At 31.9% G+C, this 21,021-nt stretch carries 22 protein-coding genes and 2 tRNA genes; 14 read left to right on the top strand and 10 right to left on the bottom strand.

The annotated features are described in order from the left end of the window. Positions 1 to 259 precede the first annotated feature (259 nt). From idi to IRZ99_RS10120, 8 genes are all read left to right on the top strand, one after another. Complete coding sequence (gene idi, locus IRZ99_RS10155) at positions 260 to 787, top strand: isopentenyl-diphosphate Delta-isomerase (RefSeq protein ID WP_194657176.1); 528 nt, start codon at positions 260 to 262, stop codon at positions 785 to 787. Positions 788 to 808: 21 nt separating this feature from the next. Beyond that, positions 809 to 1,219 carry a 6-carboxytetrahydropterin synthase gene (locus tag IRZ99_RS10150; protein ID WP_056195575.1) on the top strand — a complete coding sequence of 137 codons (411 nt, stop codon included), beginning with the start codon at positions 809 to 811 and terminating at the stop codon, positions 1,217 to 1,219. A gap of 3 nt (positions 1,220 to 1,222) precedes the next feature. Beyond that, positions 1,223 to 1,681, top strand: coding sequence for a peroxiredoxin (locus IRZ99_RS10145; RefSeq protein WP_194657175.1), 459 nt, complete (start codon positions 1,223 to 1,225; stop codon positions 1,679 to 1,681). 55 nt (positions 1,682 to 1,736) lie between these two features. Further along, positions 1,737 to 2,705, top strand: a complete 969-nt coding sequence (locus IRZ99_RS10140) for a type I phosphomannose isomerase catalytic subunit (RefSeq protein ID WP_194657174.1) — start codon at positions 1,737 to 1,739, stop codon at positions 2,703 to 2,705. A 57-nt stretch (positions 2,706 to 2,762) separates the two neighbouring features. After that, complete coding sequence (locus IRZ99_RS10135) at positions 2,763 to 3,029, top strand: hypothetical protein (protein ID WP_026982865.1); 267 nt, start codon at positions 2,763 to 2,765, stop codon at positions 3,027 to 3,029. 78 nt (positions 3,030 to 3,107) lie between these two features. Then, positions 3,108 to 3,181 (top strand) — tRNA-Thr (locus tag IRZ99_RS10130). A gap of 104 nt (positions 3,182 to 3,285) precedes the next feature. Beyond that, positions 3,286 to 3,359, top strand: a tRNA-Thr gene (locus tag IRZ99_RS10125). Between the two features lie 316 nt (positions 3,360 to 3,675). Beyond that, on the top strand, positions 3,676 to 4,134 hold the full coding sequence (locus tag IRZ99_RS10120) for a DUF5362 family protein (RefSeq protein ID WP_194657173.1): 459 nt from the start codon (positions 3,676 to 3,678) through the stop codon (positions 4,132 to 4,134). An 83-nt stretch (positions 4,135 to 4,217) separates the two neighbouring features. Here the strand turns inward: IRZ99_RS10120 and IRZ99_RS10115 are convergent, their stop codons facing one another. From IRZ99_RS10115 to htpG, 3 genes are all read right to left on the bottom strand, one after another. Continuing rightward, complete coding sequence (locus tag IRZ99_RS10115; protein ID WP_194657172.1) at positions 4,218 to 4,934, bottom strand: DUF4369 domain-containing protein; 717 nt, start codon at positions 4,932 to 4,934, stop codon at positions 4,218 to 4,220. 130 nt (positions 4,935 to 5,064) lie between these two features. Beyond that, positions 5,065 to 5,880, bottom strand: a complete 816-nt coding sequence (locus IRZ99_RS10110; RefSeq protein ID WP_194657171.1) for a hypothetical protein — start codon at positions 5,878 to 5,880, stop codon at positions 5,065 to 5,067. Between the two features lie 124 nt (positions 5,881 to 6,004). Continuing rightward, positions 6,005 to 7,888: a molecular chaperone HtpG gene (htpG, locus tag IRZ99_RS10105; RefSeq protein ID WP_194657170.1), complete on the bottom strand. Its 1,884-nt coding sequence runs from the start codon at positions 7,886 to 7,888 to the stop codon at positions 6,005 to 6,007. 201 nt (positions 7,889 to 8,089) lie between these two features. On the opposite strand from htpG, the gene IRZ99_RS10100 reads away from it, so the two are divergent. After that, positions 8,090 to 8,593: a lipocalin family protein gene (locus IRZ99_RS10100; RefSeq protein ID WP_194657169.1), complete on the top strand. Its 504-nt coding sequence runs from the start codon at positions 8,090 to 8,092 to the stop codon at positions 8,591 to 8,593. A gap of 17 nt (positions 8,594 to 8,610) precedes the next feature. Next, on the top strand, positions 8,611 to 9,306 hold the full coding sequence (locus IRZ99_RS10095) for an OmpA family protein (RefSeq protein ID WP_194657168.1): 696 nt from the start codon (positions 8,611 to 8,613) through the stop codon (positions 9,304 to 9,306). Positions 9,307 to 9,384: 78 nt separating this feature from the next. Here IRZ99_RS10095 and IRZ99_RS10090 read toward each other — a convergent pair whose 3' ends face one another. From IRZ99_RS10090 to IRZ99_RS10070, 5 genes are all read right to left on the bottom strand, one after another. Then, positions 9,385 to 9,867: a hypothetical protein gene (locus IRZ99_RS10090; protein ID WP_194657167.1), complete on the bottom strand. Its 483-nt coding sequence runs from the start codon at positions 9,865 to 9,867 to the stop codon at positions 9,385 to 9,387. 44 nt (positions 9,868 to 9,911) lie between these two features. Continuing rightward, positions 9,912 to 10,361 carry a hypothetical protein gene (locus tag IRZ99_RS10085; protein ID WP_194657166.1) on the bottom strand — a complete coding sequence of 150 codons (450 nt, stop codon included), beginning with the start codon at positions 10,359 to 10,361 and terminating at the stop codon, positions 9,912 to 9,914. 4 nt (positions 10,362 to 10,365) lie between these two features. Continuing rightward, the gene (locus tag IRZ99_RS10080; RefSeq protein ID WP_194657165.1) at positions 10,366 to 10,713 is read right to left on the bottom strand and encodes a hypothetical protein; all 348 of its coding nucleotides are present in this window, start codon (positions 10,711 to 10,713) and stop codon (positions 10,366 to 10,368) included. A gap of 118 nt (positions 10,714 to 10,831) precedes the next feature. Further along, the gene (locus IRZ99_RS10075; RefSeq protein WP_194657164.1) at positions 10,832 to 11,125 is read right to left on the bottom strand and encodes a hypothetical protein; all 294 of its coding nucleotides are present in this window, start codon (positions 11,123 to 11,125) and stop codon (positions 10,832 to 10,834) included. 228 nt (positions 11,126 to 11,353) lie between these two features. Continuing rightward, entirely contained in the window at positions 11,354 to 12,208 is an 855-nt protein-coding gene (locus IRZ99_RS10070; RefSeq protein WP_194657163.1) for a thioredoxin family protein, read from the bottom strand. 172 nt (positions 12,209 to 12,380) lie between these two features. Here IRZ99_RS10070 and IRZ99_RS10065 point away from each other — a divergent pair, with 172 nt between their 5' ends. Further along, on the top strand, positions 12,381 to 13,331 hold the full coding sequence (locus tag IRZ99_RS10065) for an ABC transporter ATP-binding protein (protein WP_194657162.1): 951 nt from the start codon (positions 12,381 to 12,383) through the stop codon (positions 13,329 to 13,331). 104 nt (positions 13,332 to 13,435) lie between these two features. On the opposite strand, the gene IRZ99_RS10060 is transcribed toward IRZ99_RS10065, so the two are convergent. Next, complete coding sequence (locus IRZ99_RS10060; protein ID WP_194657161.1) at positions 13,436 to 15,847, bottom strand: S9 family peptidase; 2,412 nt, start codon at positions 15,845 to 15,847, stop codon at positions 13,436 to 13,438. Between the two features lie 262 nt (positions 15,848 to 16,109). Here IRZ99_RS10060 and IRZ99_RS10055 point away from each other — a divergent pair, with 262 nt between their 5' ends. The 3 genes from IRZ99_RS10055 (at position 16,110) to IRZ99_RS10045 (ending at position 18,404) form a co-directional block, all read left to right on the top strand. Further along, positions 16,110 to 17,117 carry a 3-oxoacyl-ACP synthase III family protein gene (locus IRZ99_RS10055; RefSeq protein ID WP_056195595.1) on the top strand — a complete coding sequence of 336 codons (1,008 nt, stop codon included), beginning with the start codon at positions 16,110 to 16,112 and terminating at the stop codon, positions 17,115 to 17,117. Between the two features lie 181 nt (positions 17,118 to 17,298). Next, positions 17,299 to 17,622 (top strand): GIY-YIG nuclease family protein, encoded by a 324-nt coding sequence (locus IRZ99_RS10050; RefSeq protein ID WP_194657160.1) that lies wholly within the window; start codon positions 17,299 to 17,301, stop codon positions 17,620 to 17,622. A 110-nt stretch (positions 17,623 to 17,732) separates the two neighbouring features. Beyond that, positions 17,733 to 18,404, top strand: a complete 672-nt coding sequence (locus IRZ99_RS10045; protein WP_194657159.1) for a copper homeostasis protein CutC — start codon at positions 17,733 to 17,735, stop codon at positions 18,402 to 18,404. Between the two features lie 92 nt (positions 18,405 to 18,496). Here IRZ99_RS10045 and IRZ99_RS10040 read toward each other — a convergent pair whose 3' ends face one another. After that, a complete protein-coding gene (locus tag IRZ99_RS10040) occupies positions 18,497 to 20,914 on the bottom strand; it encodes a TonB-dependent receptor domain-containing protein (RefSeq protein WP_194657158.1) in 2,418 nt (805 codons plus the stop codon). Positions 20,915 to 21,021 lie beyond the last annotated feature (107 nt).

The following is a 21,021-nucleotide window of genomic DNA, read 5'->3' as shown; positions in this document are numbered from 1 at the left end:
GACGAGAGTTAGTTTCGAAATGTCAGCTAATTTACAATTGAGTTTTTTTTAAGTATGTTTTAACTTTTTTTTATTTACGTAAAAGCAATGCATATAGTTTTTTAAGCTTATTTTTAGACGTTTTTAAATAAATAGCTGTTTTTAAAGTTCTGAATAGTAAATACTTGTAAACATGAAGGCTCGTTAAACTTTTCACAATCTTTTTCAGGATTTTCAAGCCATTTCTTTTTTCGTATTTTTGTTTTGTACAAAACGCCATATGATAGAAGAAAACGTAATATTAGTCAATCAAAATGATGAACAAATTGGTTTAATGCCAAAATTGGAAGCGCATGAAAAAGCACTTTTGCATCGTGCATTTTCTGTTTTTATTTTAAATAGTAAAAACGAGGTAATGTTACAACAGCGTGCTCATCAAAAATACCATTCTCCTTTACTTTGGACTAACACCTGTTGCAGTCATCAGCGTGAAGGTGAAAGTAACATCGAAGCAGGAAGCCGAAGATTATTTGAGGAAATGGGTTTTAAAACGGAATTGAAAGAGCTTTTCCATTTTATATATAAAGCCCCTTTTGATAATGGCTTAACAGAACACGAGCTCGATCATGTAATGATTGGGTATTTTAATGAAAGCCCTGCTATTAATCATGACGAGGTAGAAGATTGGAAATGGATGAAGATTGAAGATATAAAAGAAGATATTGAAAGACAGCCCGAAATTTATACCGTTTGGTTCAAAATAATATTTGATGAATTTTATCATTATTTAGAGGACCATAAAATTTAACCAAGACAACCAATAACCCAAATGAAAGTAACCATATCAAGAAAAGCACATTTTAATGCTGCACATCGATTGCACAGGAAAGATTGGACGTTTGAGAAAAACAATGCCGTTTTTGGAAAATGTAATAATCCCAATTTTCATGGTCATAATTATGGTTTAACAGTTAGTGTTACAGGAAAAATTGACCCAGAAACTGGTTTTGTTTTAGATGTGAAAGTATTAGCGGATATTATACACGAAGAAGTAGAAATACCGTTTGATCACAAAAATCTGAATCTGGATGTTCCGGAATTTCAAGATTTGAATCCAACTGCTGAGAATATTGCGGTTGTGATATGGAATAAAATTAGAAAAAAAATTCATGCCGACTTTGATCTTGAAGTCGTTTTGAATGAAACGGACCGCAATTTTGTAACTTATAAAGGAGAATAATAAATGTCATTAAAAATAGGAGATATAGTTCCGAATTTTACTGCTAAAGATAGCCATGGAGAAGTTTTTGAAAGCCAAAGTTTTTTGGGTCGAAAACCACTCGTGATCTATTTTTATCCAAAAGATAATACTCCCGGTTGTACTACTGAAGCATGCAGCTTTCGGGATCAATACGAAGATTTCAAGGATTTAGGTGCTGAGGTAATCGGAATTAGTAGTGATAGCGTAAAATCGCATCATAAATTTGCTAAGAAATATGAACTACCTTTTATATTGTTATCAGATCCTGATAAAAGACTGAGACAAGTTTTTGGAGTTCGAAATAATTTATTTGGTCTTTTGCCAGGAAGAGTAACTTATATTATAGACAGAAATGGTGTTGTAATTTATATTTTTGATAGTATGAATGCAGCTAAACATATTGAGAAAGCCTTAGAAACAATTAGAGAATTAGTATTATAAACTAAAGAATTAGTATTATTTCAAAAACAATTTAATAAAGATATTAGCCAAAAAAATGAAACCAAATTTATACCCTTTACAATTCGAACCCATTTTAAAAGACAGAATCTGGGGCGGAGAAAAATTAAAAACAATTCTGAATAAACCAATAGTTTCTAAAATTACCGGTGAAAGCTGGGAATTATCAACCGTTGAAGGAGATGTAAGTGTTGTTTCAAATGGAGTTTTAAAAGGGAATTCATTGATGGATCTCATTGATGAAACACCAAATGAAATTTTAGGAACAGCAGTTTTCAAACGTTTCGGAAAACAATTTCCATTACTTTTTAAATATTTAGATGCTCGTGAAGACCTTTCCATTCAGGTTCATCCAAATGATAAATTAGCCAAAGAGCGCCATAATTCTTTTGGTAAAACGGAGATGTGGTTTGTAACTCAGGCTGATGCCGATTCAAGAATTATTGTTGGTTTTAAAGAAGATTCGAGTAAAGAAGAATATTTAAAGCACTTGAACGACAATACTCTAGTTTCTATTTTAGATGATGTAAAAGCAAAGGTTGGAGATGTTTTCTTTTTAGAAACAGGAACAGTTCATGCAATTGGTGCCGGACTAGTTGTGGCTGAAATTCAACAGACTTCTGATATTACCTATCGTTTATATGATTTTGATCGTGTAGATGCTCAGGGAAATAAAAGAGAATTGCATGTAGATTTAGCTCTTGATGCGATAAATTATAATAAAGTAGATACGCAGAAGAAATACGATACAAAAGCCAATACTTCCAATACTGTTGTTGATTGTCCTTATTTTACCACCAATTTTATTCCGTTAGAAAACAAATTGGAAGTTTCTAAGTCAGGCGAGTCATTTACAGTATACATGTGTATTGAAGGAAGCTTCGAAATTGAATTTGAGGGCTTTCAACAAACCTATATTAAAGGAGATACGGTTTTGGTTCCGGCTGAGATAAATGCATTTATTTTGAACGGAAAAGCTTCTATTTTAGAAATTTACATTTCATAGGGCTAAATATAAAGATTATATGTACTTTTGCAGACGCAAATTAAAATAAAAATAAAAATGGCAAACGTTAAAAATTTAAAGAAAGACATCAACTTCGTATTAGGAGATATTATTGAGGCAATTTACTTATTTGAAATGTCTACTACAGGAAATCCTACTCCAGAAACGAATGCTTTGATCGATCAGGCTATTGCTGCTTTCGATACTTTGATCACAAAAGTGAACGCAAAGAACGTTGAAAACAAAAAAGCGCACTTCAAACAAATCAATGTTGAATTGGAAGAAACTGCTAATCAATTGATTGCTAAAATCAACGAATTGTAAGCAAAAAAAAGTATAAAAAAGTGCAAATTTATTTTGGTAAAACGAAAAACCGCTTTATATTTGCACCCGTAATGAGTCGCCAGCGTAGCTCAGTTGGCTAGAGCAGCTGATTTGTAATCAGCAGGTCGTGGGTTCGAGTCCCTCCGCCGGCTCAACATAAAACCATCACTTTTAGTGGTGGTTTTTTATTTAAATTTATTGCAAATTTATTTTGGTAAAACGAAAAATCGTTTTACATTTGCACCCGTAATGAGTCGCCAGCGTAGCTCAGTTGGCTAGAGCAGCTGATTTGTAATCAGCAGGTCGTGGGTTCGAGTCCCTCCGCCGGCTCAACATAAAACCATCACTTTTTAGTGATGGTTTTTTTTTGCTCAAAAAAATAAAATTCCAAACTCTTCATATAATAAAGTAGTGTAATCCCTTTTGGATTGTTTAAAATATCTCAATTATAGCCTATAGAGTTGCAGTCGGGGGGACTGAGTGCGTTTATTTCTCCATGATTATAACTGCCTTCAATCTATAAAATATGACCTTCGTTTTTAATTAATGTTAAGTAATTAAAAATTGGAATTAAGCTTTGAAATTTTAATTTTTTTTGACAATAATTTTCTTATGTTTGTTTCTTTAACCAGAAAAATTATTACAAATGGAAGAAACTTCAGTATTTGAAAAATTTGAGTTGCAGCTCGATGAATCTGCAAAAGACTTTTTAAAAGAAACCGCTAAGTGGGCATATTTCTTATCTATTATCGGATTTGTAGGGATAGGACTTTTAGTGGTTATTGCTATTTTTGCGGGAACTTTTTTCTCACTTATGAGCAATTCTGTACCAGGAATGGCGGCTGCAGGAGGTTCTTTCGGAATTATGTTCAGTATTATTTATTTAATAATGGCATTGCTTTATTTTTTTCCGGTTTACTTTTTAAATAAATTTGCTTCAAATGCCAAAAAAGCATTTAGAGATAACGATTCAGAAGCGCTTACAAATTCGTTCGGATATTTAAAATCTCACTATAAGTTTATTGGTATTCTGACCGTTATTCTTTTGGCTCTCTACGGTGTAGTATTAGTATTTGCCGTTATTGCAGGTTTAATTGCCAGATAATCTGGAGAATTTTAATTTTGAAAATTTTTATCATAAAAAAAGTCCTGAATAAACTCAGGACTTTTTTTTATTTGTTTTAAAAACTATTTTTGTTCTTGCTTCTTGACTTCAGCAACATATTTGGTTAGTTTTTTTCCATAAAGTGACTGTGCTACTTTTGGAGTCATTGATTTTTGAATGGTATCAAGAAACTTAATATTGATATCGTAAATCTCGGCTAAAGCGATATAAGGTGCTATTTCGTGATCTTTGTGGTTAATAGCGAAGTTTGTAGCGTATAAGTATTTTCTTTTGATATTAGATTGCTGTTTCGCATCAATACTATCAATTGCTTTTTGATCTTGTCTTTTAATTGCTTTAAATCTTGCTTCAACCATGTCCAGGTTTTGATCATTAAAACGAGAATTTATTTTTTTGTATTCATCATATAATTCCTGATTCTTTGATCCTGTAATTTTAGCACCATAAATAAAATTATCCAGATTGGTTTCTATGTTGATGTTTCCGGGTTCTGCAAAGAATAGGATGTTGTTATCCATTGAGTTGCTTACTCCGCGATCAAGGAATAAATAAAGCATCTCAGGAGATTCTAATTTGATATCACGTTCAAAAGTTGAATTTCCATCTATTTTGATACTGTCTATTGCAACAAGTGATGTGTCAACAATTCTTTGAATATATAAAGTTCCGTTTTTTAATCCTTTAATGTTTCCTGTGATGTGCAGGTTGTCAGCAGATTCTTTTTTGCTGCATGATGCTAATAGGGCAAGTGCAACAAAGGCAATAATTGATTTTTTCATTGGTTTTTAGATTTTGGTGCAAAATAAAGAAAATAGTTTGAATGTAGTGTTTGGGATTTAAATTTTAATAAAAATAAATCCCAACTTATTTCTAAATTGGGATAACTGTATTTTTGTAAAAATGAGACTTTTACATTACCAGGGTATAGCTAACTCCACTTTCATGTGTATAAGTGAATTTACTATCACAATCATTGTTTCCGTAGTCAATAACTCCTTTAAGAAATCCGCCTTCTACTTTTAATTTTCCTTTAGAAATATAAGTGCATGATTGTTTTTTTACTAATGCTTCCTGAACTGTCAAAGTTAAGGTTGCATCTTTATCTGTTGTTACGGTATGATTTCCTTCTGTCATTTCGTAAACATTGTCTTCTAGTACATAAGGAGTGTCAACACCGGCAGTTTGTTTTACTGTATGCATTCCAGAGTTTGTGTAAACTCTGCCTTGAAGATCAGTAAATTTTCCGTTAGTAACTTTTCTACTCCATTGTGGTATAGTTGGAACAGTAGTTGTGTTTGTGTACTCAATTGTTCCTTCTAGTTTTATTCCGTTAATAGAATAGTCAATTCTTTCAATAGTCAATTTGCTTCCGGTTGTGATAATTGGTCCTGAAAGCGTAATTTTTAGTTTTCCTTTTCTTAAAAGTTGATTGTCTGTACAACCTGTTGTTCCATAATCAACTGTAAATATTTTTGGATAAGATTCTCCAACAACGGTAATTGTAGCACATACACCTGCAACATCAGTTGTCGATTTTGCAGTTGGTGAACTGCTTGTCACTAGTAGTCCGGTATTGATGTCCATTTCGTCTGCTGCATCAATTGCGACAGAGGCTCTTACGGCCGTAGTGTCAGTTTCATTAACAACATCATCGTTATTTGAACATGAAACATGAATTAATGCTGTAGCGCAGATACTTAGAAGTAAAAAAGCTGTTTTTTTCATAGTAGTTTTAGTTTAAGATTAGATTAAAAAGGCATTCAAATGTAATAAAAAAAATAATTACAATAAAAAAATCCTGTGAGTCAGACCCACAGGATTTTAAAAATATTTTTTTTCTGAAAAAATCTTATTTTATCATCTCAAAACTTCTTTTTACGAAAGCAGTTAAAGCTTCACCTTTTAGTAGGTTTTGCGATAATTTTGCTAAGTCTAAAGCTTGTTTTACCAAGTGCTCCTGATGCGTTTTGTCTTCCGTATTTAAAATACTTGTAGCCAAATCAGAATTTGTATTTACAACTAAATTATACATTTCCGGCATATTACCCATTCCGAACATTCCACCACCACCTGACTGGCTCATTTCTTTCATTCTACGCATAAATTCTGGTTGCGTGATAATGAATGGTGCCGCCTGACTGTCCATAGCTTCTAATTGTACAGAATACGCTTTAGGGATGTAAGCTTCTAATGAAGTTTTAAGTGTTTCTTTTTCTTCATCAGATAATTTAGAAATCGTGTTTTCGTCTTTCTTGATTAAATTATCAATATGATCAGAATCTACACGAACGAAAGTAACATCTTTATTATCACCTTCAATTTTTTGAATCAAATGTGAAATAATCGGAGAGTCTAAAAGTAATACTTCGTATCCTTTTTCTTTTGCTGTTTCAATATAAGAGTGTTGTGCATCTTTGTTTCCAGCATAAAGAACTACCAATTTTCCGTCTTTATCCGTTTGGTTTTCTTTTAGTTTCTCTTTTAATTCTTCTAAAGTGAAGTATGTATCATCTACTGTTGGATATAATACAAATGCACCTGCTTTTTCGTAGAATTTATCTTCAGAAAGCATTCCGTACTCTAAAACAATTTTAATATCGTTCCATTTTGCTTCAAAATCAGCACGATTTTCATTGAATAAAGCTTTTAGTTTATCTGCAACTTTACGCGTAATGTAGTTTGAGATTTTCTTCACTGCGCCATCAGCTTGTAAACCTGAACGAGAAACATTCAAAGGAATGTCCGGAGAATCAATCACACCTTTTAACATGGTCAAAAATTCAGGTACAATTCCTTCTACGTTATCCGTAACGTAAACCTGATTTTGGTACAATTGAATTTTATCTTTCTGAATTTGCATGTCAGAACCTAACTTAGGGAAGTATAAAATTCCAGTTAAGTTGAAAGGGTAATCTACATTTAAATGAATGTTGAATAAAGGTTCCTCAAATTGCATCGGATACAATTCTCTGTAGAAGTTTTTATAATCTTCCTCAGATAACTCAGATGGTTGTTTTGTCCATGCCGGGTTTGGGTTGTTGATGATGTTGTCAATTTCAACAGTTTCATTGATGTAATCTTCAGGAGCATCTTCCGGTTTTGGAAGTGTTTCTGTTTTTGTTCCGAATTTAATCGGAATAGGCATAAACTTATTGTACTTGTTTAATAAACCAGCAATTTTAGAATCTTCTAAAAATTCAAGAGAATCTTCAGCAATATGAAGAATGATTTCAGTACCACGTGAAGTTTTGTCAGCTGGCTCTAAAGTAAATTCAGGGCTACCATCACAAGTCCAGTGCGCAGCCGGTTCATCTTTGTATGATTTTGTAATAATTTCTACTTTTTCGGCAACCATAAAAGCAGAATAGAAACCAAGACCAAAGTGACCAATAATTCCAGAATCCTTTGCAGAGTCTTTGTATTTGTCCAGGAATTCTTCAGCTCCTGAAAAAGCAACCTGATTGATGTATTTTTCTACTTCATCAGCAGTCATACCTAAACCCTGGTCGATAATGTGAATTTTTTTCCCTTCTTTATCAACTTTGATTTCAATAACCGGATTTCCGTATTCAACTTTAGCTTCGCCAATGCTAATAAGGTGTTTTAATTTTAAAGTAGCATCGGTTCCATTGGAAACCAGCTCACGCAAGAAAATTTCGTGATCGCTGTATAAGAACTTTTTGATTAAGGGAAAGATGTTTTCTACTGAAACATTAATTTTACCTGTTGTCATATTTTTTAATTTTTTAGTTTAATGAGATGATTGTCATTCCTTCAAATAGAATACCAATTGTTTTTTAGGTGACAAAATGACCGAAGTGTTAATCTTGAAAGAAAATAATTAGATTTTGGAACTGTTAATATTTCAATGAATTGTATATTTGTGGTACAGTAATTGTTAAACCTGTAAGTATTAACTTAAAAAATGTACAAAATGAAGAAAATTCTTTTCATTTGCATGATCGCCACAATGGTATTCGCGTGTAAATCAGCTTCGTCAACAACAGCTTCAACAGAAGCACCAACGCTATCGACTAAACTTGACAAATCGACTCAAGTAGCGCTTAAAGGAAATTGGGTTCTTACCAATGTATCTTACCCAGGTTCAGAGTACATCAAAGTAACTTCATTTGATCTTGCTGATTCTAAATGTTTTATTGGTAGTACCTGGAGTTTTATTTCAAACAATAATAAAGGTACAATGACATTGACAGCTCCAAGTTGTACGGCATTTACTTCTCCAATTGTGTGGAGTATCAATAATCAAGGTCTTTTTGTACTGAAAATTGTTAATCCTGGAACAAAATCGAAAAACGTTAAGGAAGGCTATTTACTAAAAGTTGCAGGTGTAACAGACAACTCTTTTGAGTTAATAGATAGCATTAATGTAGGTGGACAAACTAAAGATGTTACTTACCAATTTCAAAGAGCCAATTAATATTAAAATATATACACATGAAAAAGATAACAGTTTTAGGGTTGAGTAGTTTACTTGTATTAGTTAGTTTTTTTACAAGCTGCGATTCAGTTAAAAATGCAAATAACACACAAAAAGGAGCGGGAATTGGAGTAGTTGCCGGTGGTCTTATTGGTGGTATTTTAGGAAATAATTTAGGAAAAGGCGGAAATGCTGCTTTAGGTGCTGCAATTGGTGCTGCCGTGGGTGGTGGAACCGGAGCACTTATTGGAAACAAAATGGATAAACAAGCTCGTGAAATCGATCAGGCTTTACCTGGTGCTGATGTTGAAAGAGTAGGTGAAGGTATTCACTTAACTTTAAACGAAAATGCAGTTCGTTTTGATACTAATAAATCAACTTTGACTACTCAGGCAAAAGCTAATCTAGATAAATTAATCCCTGTATTTACTGAATATGGAGATACTAATATCGAAATTTTTGGTTACACAGATAACACTGGAAAACCAGAATATAATTTGACGCTTTCAGGACAAAGAGCTGCTTCTGTGCAAGCTTATTTAGTTTCAAAAGGATTAAAATCAAGCCGTTTCAAAACTTCAGGTTTAGGAATTGCTGATCCAATTGCAACAAATGATACTCCTGAAGGAAGAACTCAAAACCGTCGTGTTGAGTTTGCTATTACAGCAAACGACAAAATGGTAAATGATGCTAAAACTGAAGCTGGTAAATAGTTTTCAGATAAAATAAAATATAAAAAAAGCTGTTTTAGAATATTCTAAAATAGCTTTTTTTACTCTATAATGAATGTATTATTCAATAGATATTAAACCTTTATTATCTGCATAACTAGCTTCTATCAATTTAATTTTTGAGTGACGATTATAGTCAGCATCAATAATGTATATCTTTTTTTTCTTTGTAAGTAACATATGACTTTCTTTATAGCCTAAAGACTTAAGGAATTTATAACTCACAATAAAGTCTTTTTTCTCTTTTAAGAATGATTTACTTTTCCATTTAATTTCTGGTGTTAACAAATAATGATTAATTAACCAACATTGTTGTCTAACGTTTGTTTCTTCAATTGAAAAGTAAAATAAATAATTATGGTTATCCTCATTAATAATATTATTGGAGCTTTTTATTTGATTAATATTATCTTTTTTAAAATAAATATATAATGTATCTGAATTTTGAATCTTAGCAATATTTTGAGCTGATAGATTTAATCCGAAAAATATGAAGATAATATAGATGTAGATTTTTTTAGTTTTTACTAAGATAATTTGCATAATTTCTATATTGTTAAATTATGTTTAATTTTTACCTAAAGTTTTTATTCAATACTTGGATAAAATACTCCCATAACTTTTACCTCTTTTAATTTTATTGAAAACCATCCAATGTCATCATCATCTATTAAATACACTTTCTTTTTATGACCAATCAAATCTGTGGCTTCTGCTAAATTATATTTGGTAATGAAATCATATGTAACAATTATGTCTTTATTCTTTTTTAAAAAAGATTTGCTTTTTTTTATTTCTTCAGGTGAAAGATAATCATGGATAAAGGTCAATGGAAAAGAGTTTTTGAAGGTAAAGAAATACTCATCACGTAGTTTTATCTTTTTGCTTTTAATAATTTTTGTGTTCAAATGTATTTGATCTTTTGATAATTTAAAGTACACGTAAACAGTATCAGAATTTTTTATTTTTTCAAAACTTTGAGAATAAATCTCAGCTTTAAGAAAAAATATACAGATAAACAGTATGAATATTTTCATTTTTTTAATTGATTAAATATGAATGATTTAATATTTTTACTTCATATATTTTTACACGATTAAATAAAGAAGGTGGTTTATCTATAACAAAGATCTTCTTGTCTTTAAGAAAATCCATAGTTTTACGATATCCCAGCTTATTAAAGAAACTATAACTCAAAATAATTTTAGAATCAACTTTTTTTAAAACATGATTACTTACTTTTTTTATTAAGTCTTTAGATTTTGTATTAGTAAGCTGAAAATAATATCCATCTGGTTTTTTATCATCAGATAAATAGACGTAAAAATGATTAATCTCAGTTCCAGATTTATCAAAAACATTTTTATCAATAATTGTTGTTTTTTCCATTGATTTTGGAGATTCTTTAAAATTTATATAAATAGTATCTCTTTTTTTTATATCATCAATATCTTGAGAATATATTTTAAAGGGACATAGTATTAGGATAATATATAACAAGTAATATTTATTGACGAAGTACATTTTTGCAGAGATTATTATATTGGTTATAGTTGTTCATTTTTATTGTGTCAATTATGATTGTTGGATTTCCAGAGCTGTCAAAAGTTCCAATTTCTTTTTTAAAGAATGATGAATTTTGTAATCCTGATAAGGAAATATTTTGTAAACAAGTACTCCAAATAAAAGGAACCCCAGGGTTTGGATTTGGATATAATGGACGTAATGTTCTAGATGTTATTTCTGTGTTGTCATCTACTAATACTAATTTATCTTTTACTTCCATAAGAATTTTTTCCATAATTGGTAGTAAATAGGTATAGATGAAATTATGCTGAGCTTGATCATTATTAAAACCATTGTAGCTTTGATTTACAATGTTATAAAAATCATTATTGTTGATGTTTGGAATATTTCCAAGCTGCCCATCACATAATTTAACATTTAAAAATGCATGTATACATTCATGTAAAATTGTTTTTGCGACTACTAATTTACTATTGGCTTAATTGGTAAAAAAAAGCCTTTTTTAAATTTTAGGTACTGATTTCTCATAAAAAGCATACAGCTGATTAGCATTTTTTGTGACATTTTCCAGCTCATTTTTCTTTAGAAATTCTTCTGTTTCAGTTATGTCTTTTTGATTTCCTTTAAGAGATAGGTATTTTAAAAACCAATATTGATAGTTATTAAGTGGGTCTATCTTTTCAACCTTTATCTCTGAAATCTTTTTGTCTAATTTTTCAAAATCAAAATTATAAGCGAGCTCATATAAAGTCAAAAGTTCCAATTTTTGTTTTTTCTGAAGATAGTTTTCTTCTTTTTTATTCAATTCCTGTTTTGCATCTTCTAGATAATCAGAACCCACTTTTAGTATTTTTCCTTTAATATCTGAATTGACTAGTAAAGAGTAAGTATAATATTTTTGAGAGATCCGAATTGCGGTATTGTACTTTTTTTGTTGATGAAAATTGATTAATTCAGTCGCTAAATACTCAGTTGATAAATTAAACCGAAATAATTCATTCTTTAATTTTAAAGGATTTTGATAGCCTTTAAAACGATGTAGAATTTTTTCGTTTGCATCAATTATAACCATATCCGGAATGGATCTGATTTGATATCTAAGCGCTATATCTCTGTTGCTATCAACATCAATTCTTAATTTTATGTAATTTTTTAATACCTCTTCAACTTCAATATTATTCCAGGATTTTGAATCCATTTCTTTACAGGGTCCACACCATTTAGCCACAAAGTCAATAATTATTAATTTATTGCTGCTTAATGCGACTGCTTGCGCTTCTTCTAAAGAAGTATACCAGTTTGAAGCGTGATTAATTTGAGAAATGAATACAAATGCAATAATTAGATATTTTTTCATGTTATATCTTTTAGAAAATGAATTACGAATCAAGAATAATATTAAAATATTTTCTTACAATAATACTAATTTTTAGCAATTAAATTATAATTTAATTTTAAGCAATAATCTGATTTTATTTTTTTGACTTTAGAATTTAAACATTGTAAATTTGTACTCTCAAATACAACCCATGCTCGACATTCAGAATATTTCTTTCTCCTATACCGATAAACCCGTTATTAAAGACGTTTCCTTTACTATAAACAAAGGTGAAAATATTGCCATTATTGGTGAAAGCGGCTGCGGAAAAAGCACGCTTCTTAAGCTAATGTATGGTTTGTTCGATTTAGATGAAGGCAAGATTTTTTATAATGAAAAACCAATTCTAGGCCCAAAATACAATTTGATTCCGGGAATGCCTTACATGAAATATCTGGCACAGGATTTTGATTTGTCTCCTTACGAAACGGTTGCTGAGAATGTTGGAAAATTTCTTTCGAATGGTTTCGCCAACATGAAAAAATTGCGTGTTCAGGAGTTATTGGAGATGGTCGAAATGGAATCGTTCTCTAATGTAAAAGCTAAATTTTTAAGTGGAGGACAACAACAACGTGTCGCTTTGGTAAGAGTTTTGGCTTTGGAGCCGGAAGTGATTTTACTTGACGAACCGTTTAGCCAAATTGATGCTTTTCGTAAAAATGCCTTGCGCCGAAATTTGTTCCGATATTTAAAACAAAAAGGAATTACCTGTATCATTGCAACGCATGATAGTACAGATGCATTATCGTTTGCTGATGAAGCGATAGTAATGCGAAATGGAGAAATTATTGTAAAAGATAATCCAACAAAAATTTACGAGGATCCTCAAACTAAATATGTAGCTTCTTTATTTGGTGAAGTAAATGAAATTCCAACGCATCTACTGCTTGATTATGAAGATGAAACGCACAAAACATTAGTTTATCCACATCAATTAAAAATGCTTTCTGAATCTAAATTACCAGTGAAGATTAGAAGAACTTATTTTAGAGGAAATCATTATTTAATTGAAACCGTTTATAAAAGACAATTAATCTTTTTTGAAAGTGAAATTGATTTACCGCTTGAACAGGAAATTTTCTTAGGATTGAATTATCTTTAAATGAGATAATGTGCCAATTAGGTAATTATCTGGACCGTTAACATAGCAAACCCGACAGTTTTTTTAAAATCTGTCGGGTTTTTATACCTACGCTATTAGATTGTCTAGTTTTTTAAATACTTCTCCAGAAACTGATCTTGTTCCCAAAGTAAGTGTAGAATGTTTTCTTTTGCCACATAGCTATGTGCTTCTTTTGGTAAAATTACCATTCTTGCATTTGCTCCTAAGCCTTTTAAAGCCTGGAAATAACGTTCTGTCTGCAAAGTAAAAGTACCAGGATTGTTATCTGCTTCACCATGAACCAGTAGAATTGGCGTTTTCATTTTGTCTGCATTCATAAATGGTGACATTGCATTGTAAACTTCCGGAACCTCCCAATAATTACGTTGTTCAGATTGGAATCCGAAAGGAGTCAGCGTTCTGTTGTATGCACCGCTTCTGGCAATTCCGCACGCGAAAAGATTAGAATGGGTCAATAAATTTGCCGTCATAAAAGCACCGTAGGAATGTCCTCCAACTGCTACTTTTTTGCGATTAATATATCCTAAAGCATCAACTGCATCAATTGCCGCTGCTGCGTTATCTACCAACTGAGAAATGAAATTGTCATTTGGTTCTGTTGTTCCTTCTCCAATAATAGGGAAAGCGGCATCGTCTAAAACTACATATCCTTTTGTTACCCAATAAACAAATGACCCATAATAAGGAAAAGTAAATTCATTTGAGTTTTGAGTCGATTGGCCTGCACTGTTTTTATCTTTGTATTCTGCCGGATAAGCCCAGATTAATAAAGGCAATTTTTCTTTTTTTACTTTGTCATAACCTGCAGGTAAATATAAAGTTCCGGATAATTCAACACCGTCTTTACGTTTGTATTTGATTACTTCTTTGCTGACATTTTTAATGCTTTCAAATGGATTTTTGAAAGTAGTTATAGGCGTAAGACTATTTTGTTTTTTGATGTTTCTGAAATAATAATTCGGATATTCATTCTTCGATTGAATCTGAACTAAAACTTTACCTGATTTGAAATCTTCGATTTCTAATAAATCTTCTTTTTTGTCTTTATATGGAGAAGTATAAATGCGTTTTGACTGATAGGTTTTTAAATTGAACTGATCAATAAAAGGAAATTGACCTTCTTTAGTATACCCATCTCCAATACGGTACGCATTATCGTTTTCGATCGCTAAAACATATTTATTGTATTCGTTTTTCTTCGTTTCAAAAACGCCCGGATCTGAATATACATCCTGAGAATTTCTGTCCGTAATTACTTTTGGCAGTTGTGCAGGATTTGACGGATTTATCACATACGTTTTAGTGTTACGCGTGTCGTACCATTCGTCAGAAACCATTGCAATATTGTCATTCCCCCAAATAATATCGCTGAAACGCTGAGGTGTTTTTACCAGTGAAGTGGCGTCGCTTGTAAAAGGAGCGTCCCAAAGGAAAACTTCGTCTCTAAAATCAACTTTATTAGCAGGATCGCCTTCGTCTAAAGCTACAGCATAATATAAAGTTGCCGGTTTATCAGTTCTCCATGCCATATCTCTTTTTCCTTTTCTAACCGCCATGAAACCTTTAGGGATAACTTCGTTAAGAGGAACTTCGTTTACCGTCTTAATCTCTTTTCCTCTCGCGTCATAAACAATAGTTTTAAACGGGAATCTGTATAAAGGAACTACATATGAAAATGGTTTTTGAATTGTAGTCAGCATGATGTAATTTCCATCTGGAGAAATTTTCTCACCAAAGTACATGGCTGCATCTTTAAATAAAGTTGCGGTTCCACTTAAGTTTATCTTGTATAATTCAGATGTAGTGATGTTCTCAAAGTTGATTTCATCATTCTGATTTTTTAGCATATCAGGATAAGTTCTGTTCTGAGATTTTGTACCAGATGTGTTTGAGATAATCGGCCCGGCTGGTAAATCTTTCTTAGAATCTAATAATGGTTTTCTGTCTTTAGGAAGCATCTTTACTAAAATCGTTTCATTGTCTAAAAACCAATTAAAAGGATTTCCTAAGTTGGCGTTTACGTTTGCTTCTGTAAGTTTTGTGGCTTGCGCCGATGCAACATCCAGAACCCAAAGTTCTACACCGGAAGAAATAGTGTTTGAGAATGCTATTTTTTTATCGTTTGGCGACCAAAGAATATTACTTATTTTTGGATTGCTTGGTAATCCGGCAACCTGAATCTCTTCTTTACCATTTACTTTTCTAACTTTTAAATTATTCAGATAGGTTACCGTACTTGAGATATTAGTTATCGGATTAACTCTCAAGCCTCCCAAACGAAGCTCTTCCTGATTTAAATCGTCTAATGTTTTGTAAGTACTTCTATACATGAACAGCATGTATTCTTTTTTAGTATCCATTGATACGGTAGGAGCTCTTTCGTAATCAGCTAAATCTAAAATAGATTTAGATGGTTTTTGGTAGGATAAATTTTCTTGCGCAAAAGCAAAAAAGCCAACATTTAAGAATAATAATAGTGTAACCTTTAATTTCATAATTTGAATTTTAGTGGTTTAAAATGGTATTCAGCATGTTTGACTATAGTACTTAAAGAATGTTACACTAATTTTGTTCTCTTTTACTACTTTTAAGGTTTTTGCGATAAAAACTGCTTTTTCAATTAATAAAAGGCAATTATCTAATATATAATTAAACTATATTAAATTGCTAATAACGAAAAAAATAGTAATTTGGGCGCTTATGTTTTAAAGTATACGTAAATTTGCAATCCAATTTTTTAACAAATAATAAAAGAATATGTATCATTCAAAAATAGCGGGCTTAGGTTATTATGTTCCTTCAAATGTTGTGACCAACGATGATTTGTCTAAATTAATTGATACCAATGACGAATGGATTCAGGAAAGAACCGGAATTCAGGAGCGCAGACACATCATTCGTGGAGAGGATACCACAACTTCAATGGGAGTAAAAGCAGCTAAAATTGCAATAGAACGTTCTGGCGTAGCCAAAGAAGATATTGATTTTGTAGTTTTTGCTACATTAAGTCCTGATTACTATTTTCCAGGTCCGGGAGTTTTAGTACAACGTGATTTAGGATTAAGAACAGTTGGAGCATTAGATGTTAGAAATCAATGTTCTGGTTTTGTTTATGCAATTTCTGTTGCAGATCAATATATAAAAACTGGAATGTATAAAAATATTTTGGTAATTGGTTCTGAAGTGCATTCAACCGGATTAGACATGACAACTCGCGGACGCGGAGTGTCTGTAATTTTTGGAGATGGAGCGGGAGCGGCAGTTTTAAGTCGTGAAGAAGATTTATCAAAAGGAATTTTATCCACGCATTTACATTCAGAAGGACAACACGCTGAAGAATTAGCTTTGCAGGCACCAGGAATGGGAGCGCGATGGGTAACTGATATTATAGCGGATAATGACCCAAATGACGAAAGTTATTATCCTTATATGAATGGTCAGTTTGTATTTAAAAATGCAGTAGTTCGTTTTGCTGAGGTCATCAACGAAGGTTTAGAAGCAAATGGCTTACAGGTTTCAGATATTGATATGTTGATTCCGCATCAGGCGAATTTGAGAATCTCACAATTCATTCAGAATAAATTCAAATTGACGGATGATCAGGTTCATAATAACATTCAGAAATACGGAAATACAACAGCAGCCTCTATTCCGATCGCTTTGACAGAAGCTTGGGAGCAAGGAAAAATCAAATCTGGAGATACAGTAGTTTTAGCTGCTTTCGGAAGTGGATTCACTTGGGCTAGTGCTATTATTAAATGGTAATTTAATTCATCTTGCATTATATTTAAAACCTGCTCCAGAATGGAGCAGGTTTTTTTATATCCGGTTGTCAGGCTGAGCGGAGTCGAAGCCTCGTTACAATTGGCGCCCCATTTATTAAATTAATTATGTCTCTAAAATAAAAGATTTTTCTTACTTTTAATGACTTGAAAATTTTTTAATTATGAAAATTTATTTTGTCTATATTCTAAAGTGCTCGGATAGCAGTTATTATACCGGAATAACAAATAATATTGATAGAAGATTAAATGAGCATAATTATGGCTTAAACCAAGAGTGTTACACTTTTAAGAAAAGACCTTTAAATTTAGTTTTTTGTACTGAGTTTAATGACGTGAATCAGGCTATCGCATTTGAAAAACAAGTAAAGGGATGGAGTAGAAAAAAGAAAGAAGCAATTATAAATGATAAATGGGAAGATTTGAAAATACTTTCTAAATGCTTAAATGAAACAACTCACGAAAATTTAAATAAAAAGAAAGTTTAGTAGTAAATTAGCCTTCGACTCCGCTCAGGATGACATTTCGATTTTAATTAATATTTTTGTTATAATATTGTAAGGCGGAGCAAAGCCGAATCCTTTTTACTTCTATCAAAATGAAAAAAAATCAACTCGAAATAGCATGTTTCAATTACGAATCGGCGATAATCGCTCAGGAAGCTGGTGCGGATCGAATCGAATTATGTGATAATATGAAACTTGGCGGAACAACTCCTAATCCGATCTTAGCGGTTAGAGTGCGCGAAAAGTTAGCTATAAAAATGCACGTAATTATCAGGCCTCGCGGTGGAGATTTTATTTATACCGATGATGAGTTTGTTGAAATGAAACAGGACATCAAGCAATTTAAAAAACTAGGAGTTGATGGTTTTGTTTTTGGAATTTTAAAAGAAAACGGAAATGTGAATAAAAGACGCAATAAAGAATTAGTTGATATGGCGCATCCACTTCCGTGTACCTTTCATCGTGCTTTTGATGTTGTAAAAGATGTTAAAAAATCGCTTAAAGATGTAATTGAATGTGGTTTTACAACTATTTTGACTTCAGGTCAGGGAATAAATGTGGAGGAAGGAATATTTGATTTAGAAAAAATTCAAAAATGGGCGAAAGGCAAAATTGAAATTATGCCAGGTGGCGGCTTACGCTCCTCTAATATTAAATTATTACAGGATAAACTGGAGCCGACTTTTTATCATTCATCGGCAATAACAGACAATACGGAAACTGCAAATCCGGAAGAAATTAAAGAATTACGAAACTTTTTGTAAACGCAATAGATAAAATAGAAAAGCCTGGAGTTGGCATACTCCAGGCTTTTCTTTTCTACAAGAACTATTAAAATCTACTAATAAAAGTGGGATTAAAACATTCCACCACCACCTTTGTTAGTGTTATCTTCTCTTTGTTTACGTTGTAAATTTTTGATTTTTCCTCCACCAAAGTTGTAGGTTAAACCTACATAAACGGTTTGGCTTTCCCATGAAAACTGTCCTGTTTGCGGATAAGGATAAACTCCGTCAAATGAAAATTTCATTGTATTGAAAACGTCATTGAAACGTACACTTATGTTCATCTTGTTGTCTAATAATGTATAACGTGAGCCAATGTCTATTTTGTACATTTCATTTCTATGTTGTTGAATTTCTTCAACGCCACCTCTGTAAAAACCGAACAATAAAAAGCTTAAACGTTTTGTTGGCTTAAAGTTTGAGTTCATACGAGCATTAAATGCTGATGTTGTTACAGTGCGCTCATACGGTAAACTTTCACCCGAAGCAGGATCTAATTGGAAAACTACACCATGTTGTTTTATGCTTGAAAAGTCAATAGATGGTTGGATATCCCACCATTTTGTAAGCTTATAATTTAATGAAACATCAAAGCCATAAGAGCTGCTATTGTCATAATTGGTAAAGCCTAAAATTTGTTTATATCCAGAATCGTCATTTGGATCAGGACTTAGAGTTCTGCTGATTTGATCATTGATTCTTCTTACGAAAACACCAGCCGTTACACTTCCTTTTTCAAGGGTTTTGGTATAATTCATTTCTACAGAATTGGTAAACTGAGGTCTTAATTCCTGATTTCCGTAAGACGTTACTAGCGGGGTAGAAAACTCACGAATAGGTTTTGTCTGCTCTAAACTTGGGCGGTCAACGCGACGACTGTAGCTCAATTGCAATACATTTTTCTCATTTAAATTATAAGTTAAATAAGCTGATGGATACAAAGTGATATAATCATCGTTAAAAGTCTTATAACCATAATTAAGATTAGAAGTAACCTTATAGCTTTCAAAACGGGTTCCTACCTGATAGCTGAATTTTTTTAATTTCTGACCAAAAGTTACGTAAGCTGAATAAATATCAGTATCATAAATATAGTTAGAAATTTGATCCTCAGGAGCTACTAAAGGATTTTTAGTAGTATAATCATTAGTTGTTCTTGTAATTCTGGCTTCAGCACCAGCTTCAAGAGTCGTTTTATCATTTAACGGATTTACATAATCAATGTTTAAAGTGCTAAGTTTTCTTTCATCATTAATAAAATCAGTATATACAATATCATTTGATGTGTTATCAGGTTTTGTTGTCTGAGTATCAAAATTTGAATTTTGAATCTCTTTAGTATCACTGTAGTTTCCTTCAAAATCTAAAGTATGTCCTTCTTTTTTAAAGATGTGTTTGTAGGCTAAATTGTAAGTTCCGGTTGTACTTGGTCCTTGATATTTAGAATCTTGGTAGATGTTTAAAATATCCGGATCACCGTTATTATAATGAATATCCGTAAGAACAATTCCTGTTCCTGTAGATTTATTTTGATTAGTATAAAACGACAAGGTATTGTGGTCATTGATTAAATAATCCATACCAATTTTATATAGATAATTATCATTATCATTTGAAATGTCTAATTTTTGATCTACTGGTTGGTCCAATCGCACGATGTGACCTTCATTTTGATAAGTACCAAAATTTTGTCCAGCGTTTCCAAAGAAATTTACTTTTCCGGTTTTATAATTTAAATCTAAAGATTGATTGTATTTTGCCGTTTTTCCAAAAGTGATACCACCACTGTAACTTCCGTTGAAACCAGTGTTAGCATTTTTGTGTAAAATAATGTTGATGATACCTGACATTCCTTCCGGATTGTATTTTGCACTCGGATTTGTAATCAACTCAATTTTTTTGATAGAAGTTGATGGAATTTGTTTTAGCAATTGCGCAGGATCAATATTAGAGGGTCTTCCGTCAATTAATACACGTACATTATCGTTTCCACGAAGTGAAAGTTTTCCGTCCTGATCTACGTTTACCGATGGAATGTTGCTCATAATATCAGAGGCAGAAGCTCCTGCAGTTGTCAAATCTTTACCTACAGTAATTACTTTTCGGTCAATTTTTTGTTCCATTGTTGAGCGCTCAGCAACAATATTTACACCTTTAAGCTGAGTAGCTTCTTCTTCAAGAGAAATAGTAACAGTTGCAGTTTTTTTACTGTCGCTTAAAATTACAGAACCAATGTATTTTCTAAATCCAATATATTGAATTTCGATTGTATAACTTTTTAAAGCTAAATTTTTAATTGTAAAGTCTCCATTGTCATCTGTGTTTACTCCTGAAACTACTTTTCCGTTATCTTTAATGGAAACAGTTGCATAAGAAATGGGCGCGTTATTCGATTTTTCAGAGATTTTTCCAGACACTGTTCCGGTGTTCTGGGCCTGAGCTGTTGCGATTACTCCCAGTAATGCGAACAGAAAGAATTTTAATTTCATAATAGTACTAGTTGATTATTTTGATTTGATTGATGATGATTGTTTTTTTTGTTTTTGTTAGATTTTTTTGGCTTTAAATGAATTCAAAGTTCCTATTAAGACTCTTT

Source organism: Flavobacterium sp. LC2016-12, assembly GCF_015351595.1.
Lineage (GTDB): Bacteria > Bacteroidota > Bacteroidia > Flavobacteriales > Flavobacteriaceae > Flavobacterium.
The sequence above is the reverse complement of the archived record's forward strand: the minus strand, read 5'-3'. Positions and strand labels throughout refer to the sequence as shown.

What these genes read in the sequence shown, in the direction of transcription:
- idi (WP_194657176.1), top strand. Translation starts at nt 260, where the DNA reads ATGATAGAAGAAAACGTAATATTAGTCAATCAAAATGATGAACAAATT.
- IRZ99_RS10150 (WP_056195575.1), top strand. Translation starts at nt 809, where the DNA reads ATGAAAGTAACCATATCAAGAAAAGCACATTTTAATGCTGCACATCGA.
- IRZ99_RS10145 (WP_194657175.1), top strand. Translation starts at nt 1,223, where the DNA reads ATGTCATTAAAAATAGGAGATATAGTTCCGAATTTTACTGCTAAAGAT.
- IRZ99_RS10140 (WP_194657174.1), top strand. Translation starts at nt 1,737, where the DNA reads ATGAAACCAAATTTATACCCTTTACAATTCGAACCCATTTTAAAAGAC.
- IRZ99_RS10135 (WP_026982865.1), top strand. Translation starts at nt 2,763, where the DNA reads ATGGCAAACGTTAAAAATTTAAAGAAAGACATCAACTTCGTATTAGGA.
- IRZ99_RS10120 (WP_194657173.1), top strand. Translation starts at nt 3,676, where the DNA reads ATGGAAGAAACTTCAGTATTTGAAAAATTTGAGTTGCAGCTCGATGAA.
- IRZ99_RS10115 (WP_194657172.1), bottom strand. Translation starts at nt 4,934, where the DNA reads ATGAAAAAATCAATTATTGCCTTTGTTGCACTTGCCCTATTAGCATCA.
- IRZ99_RS10110 (WP_194657171.1), bottom strand. Translation starts at nt 5,880, where the DNA reads ATGAAAAAAACAGCTTTTTTACTTCTAAGTATCTGCGCTACAGCATTA.
- htpG (WP_194657170.1), bottom strand. Translation starts at nt 7,888, where the DNA reads ATGACAACAGGTAAAATTAATGTTTCAGTAGAAAACATCTTTCCCTTA.
- IRZ99_RS10100 (WP_194657169.1), top strand. Translation starts at nt 8,090, where the DNA reads ATGAAGAAAATTCTTTTCATTTGCATGATCGCCACAATGGTATTCGCG.
- IRZ99_RS10095 (WP_194657168.1), top strand. Translation starts at nt 8,611, where the DNA reads ATGAAAAAGATAACAGTTTTAGGGTTGAGTAGTTTACTTGTATTAGTT.
- IRZ99_RS10090 (WP_194657167.1), bottom strand. Translation starts at nt 9,867, where the DNA reads ATGCAAATTATCTTAGTAAAAACTAAAAAAATCTACATCTATATTATC.
- IRZ99_RS10085 (WP_194657166.1), bottom strand. Translation starts at nt 10,361, where the DNA reads ATGAAAATATTCATACTGTTTATCTGTATATTTTTTCTTAAAGCTGAG.
- IRZ99_RS10080 (WP_194657165.1), bottom strand. Translation starts at nt 10,713, where the DNA reads ATGGAAAAAACAACAATTATTGATAAAAATGTTTTTGATAAATCTGGA.
- IRZ99_RS10075 (WP_194657164.1), bottom strand. Translation starts at nt 11,125, where the DNA reads ATGGAAAAAATTCTTATGGAAGTAAAAGATAAATTAGTATTAGTAGAT.
- IRZ99_RS10070 (WP_194657163.1), bottom strand. Translation starts at nt 12,208, where the DNA reads ATGAAAAAATATCTAATTATTGCATTTGTATTCATTTCTCAAATTAAT.
- IRZ99_RS10065 (WP_194657162.1), top strand. Translation starts at nt 12,381, where the DNA reads ATGCTCGACATTCAGAATATTTCTTTCTCCTATACCGATAAACCCGTT.
- IRZ99_RS10060 (WP_194657161.1), bottom strand. Translation starts at nt 15,847, where the DNA reads ATGAAATTAAAGGTTACACTATTATTATTCTTAAATGTTGGCTTTTTT.
- IRZ99_RS10055 (WP_056195595.1), top strand. Translation starts at nt 16,110, where the DNA reads ATGTATCATTCAAAAATAGCGGGCTTAGGTTATTATGTTCCTTCAAAT.
- IRZ99_RS10050 (WP_194657160.1), top strand. Translation starts at nt 17,299, where the DNA reads ATGAAAATTTATTTTGTCTATATTCTAAAGTGCTCGGATAGCAGTTAT.
- IRZ99_RS10045 (WP_194657159.1), top strand. Translation starts at nt 17,733, where the DNA reads ATGAAAAAAAATCAACTCGAAATAGCATGTTTCAATTACGAATCGGCG.
- IRZ99_RS10040 (WP_194657158.1), bottom strand. Translation starts at nt 20,914, where the DNA reads ATGAAATTAAAATTCTTTCTGTTCGCATTACTGGGAGTAATCGCAACA.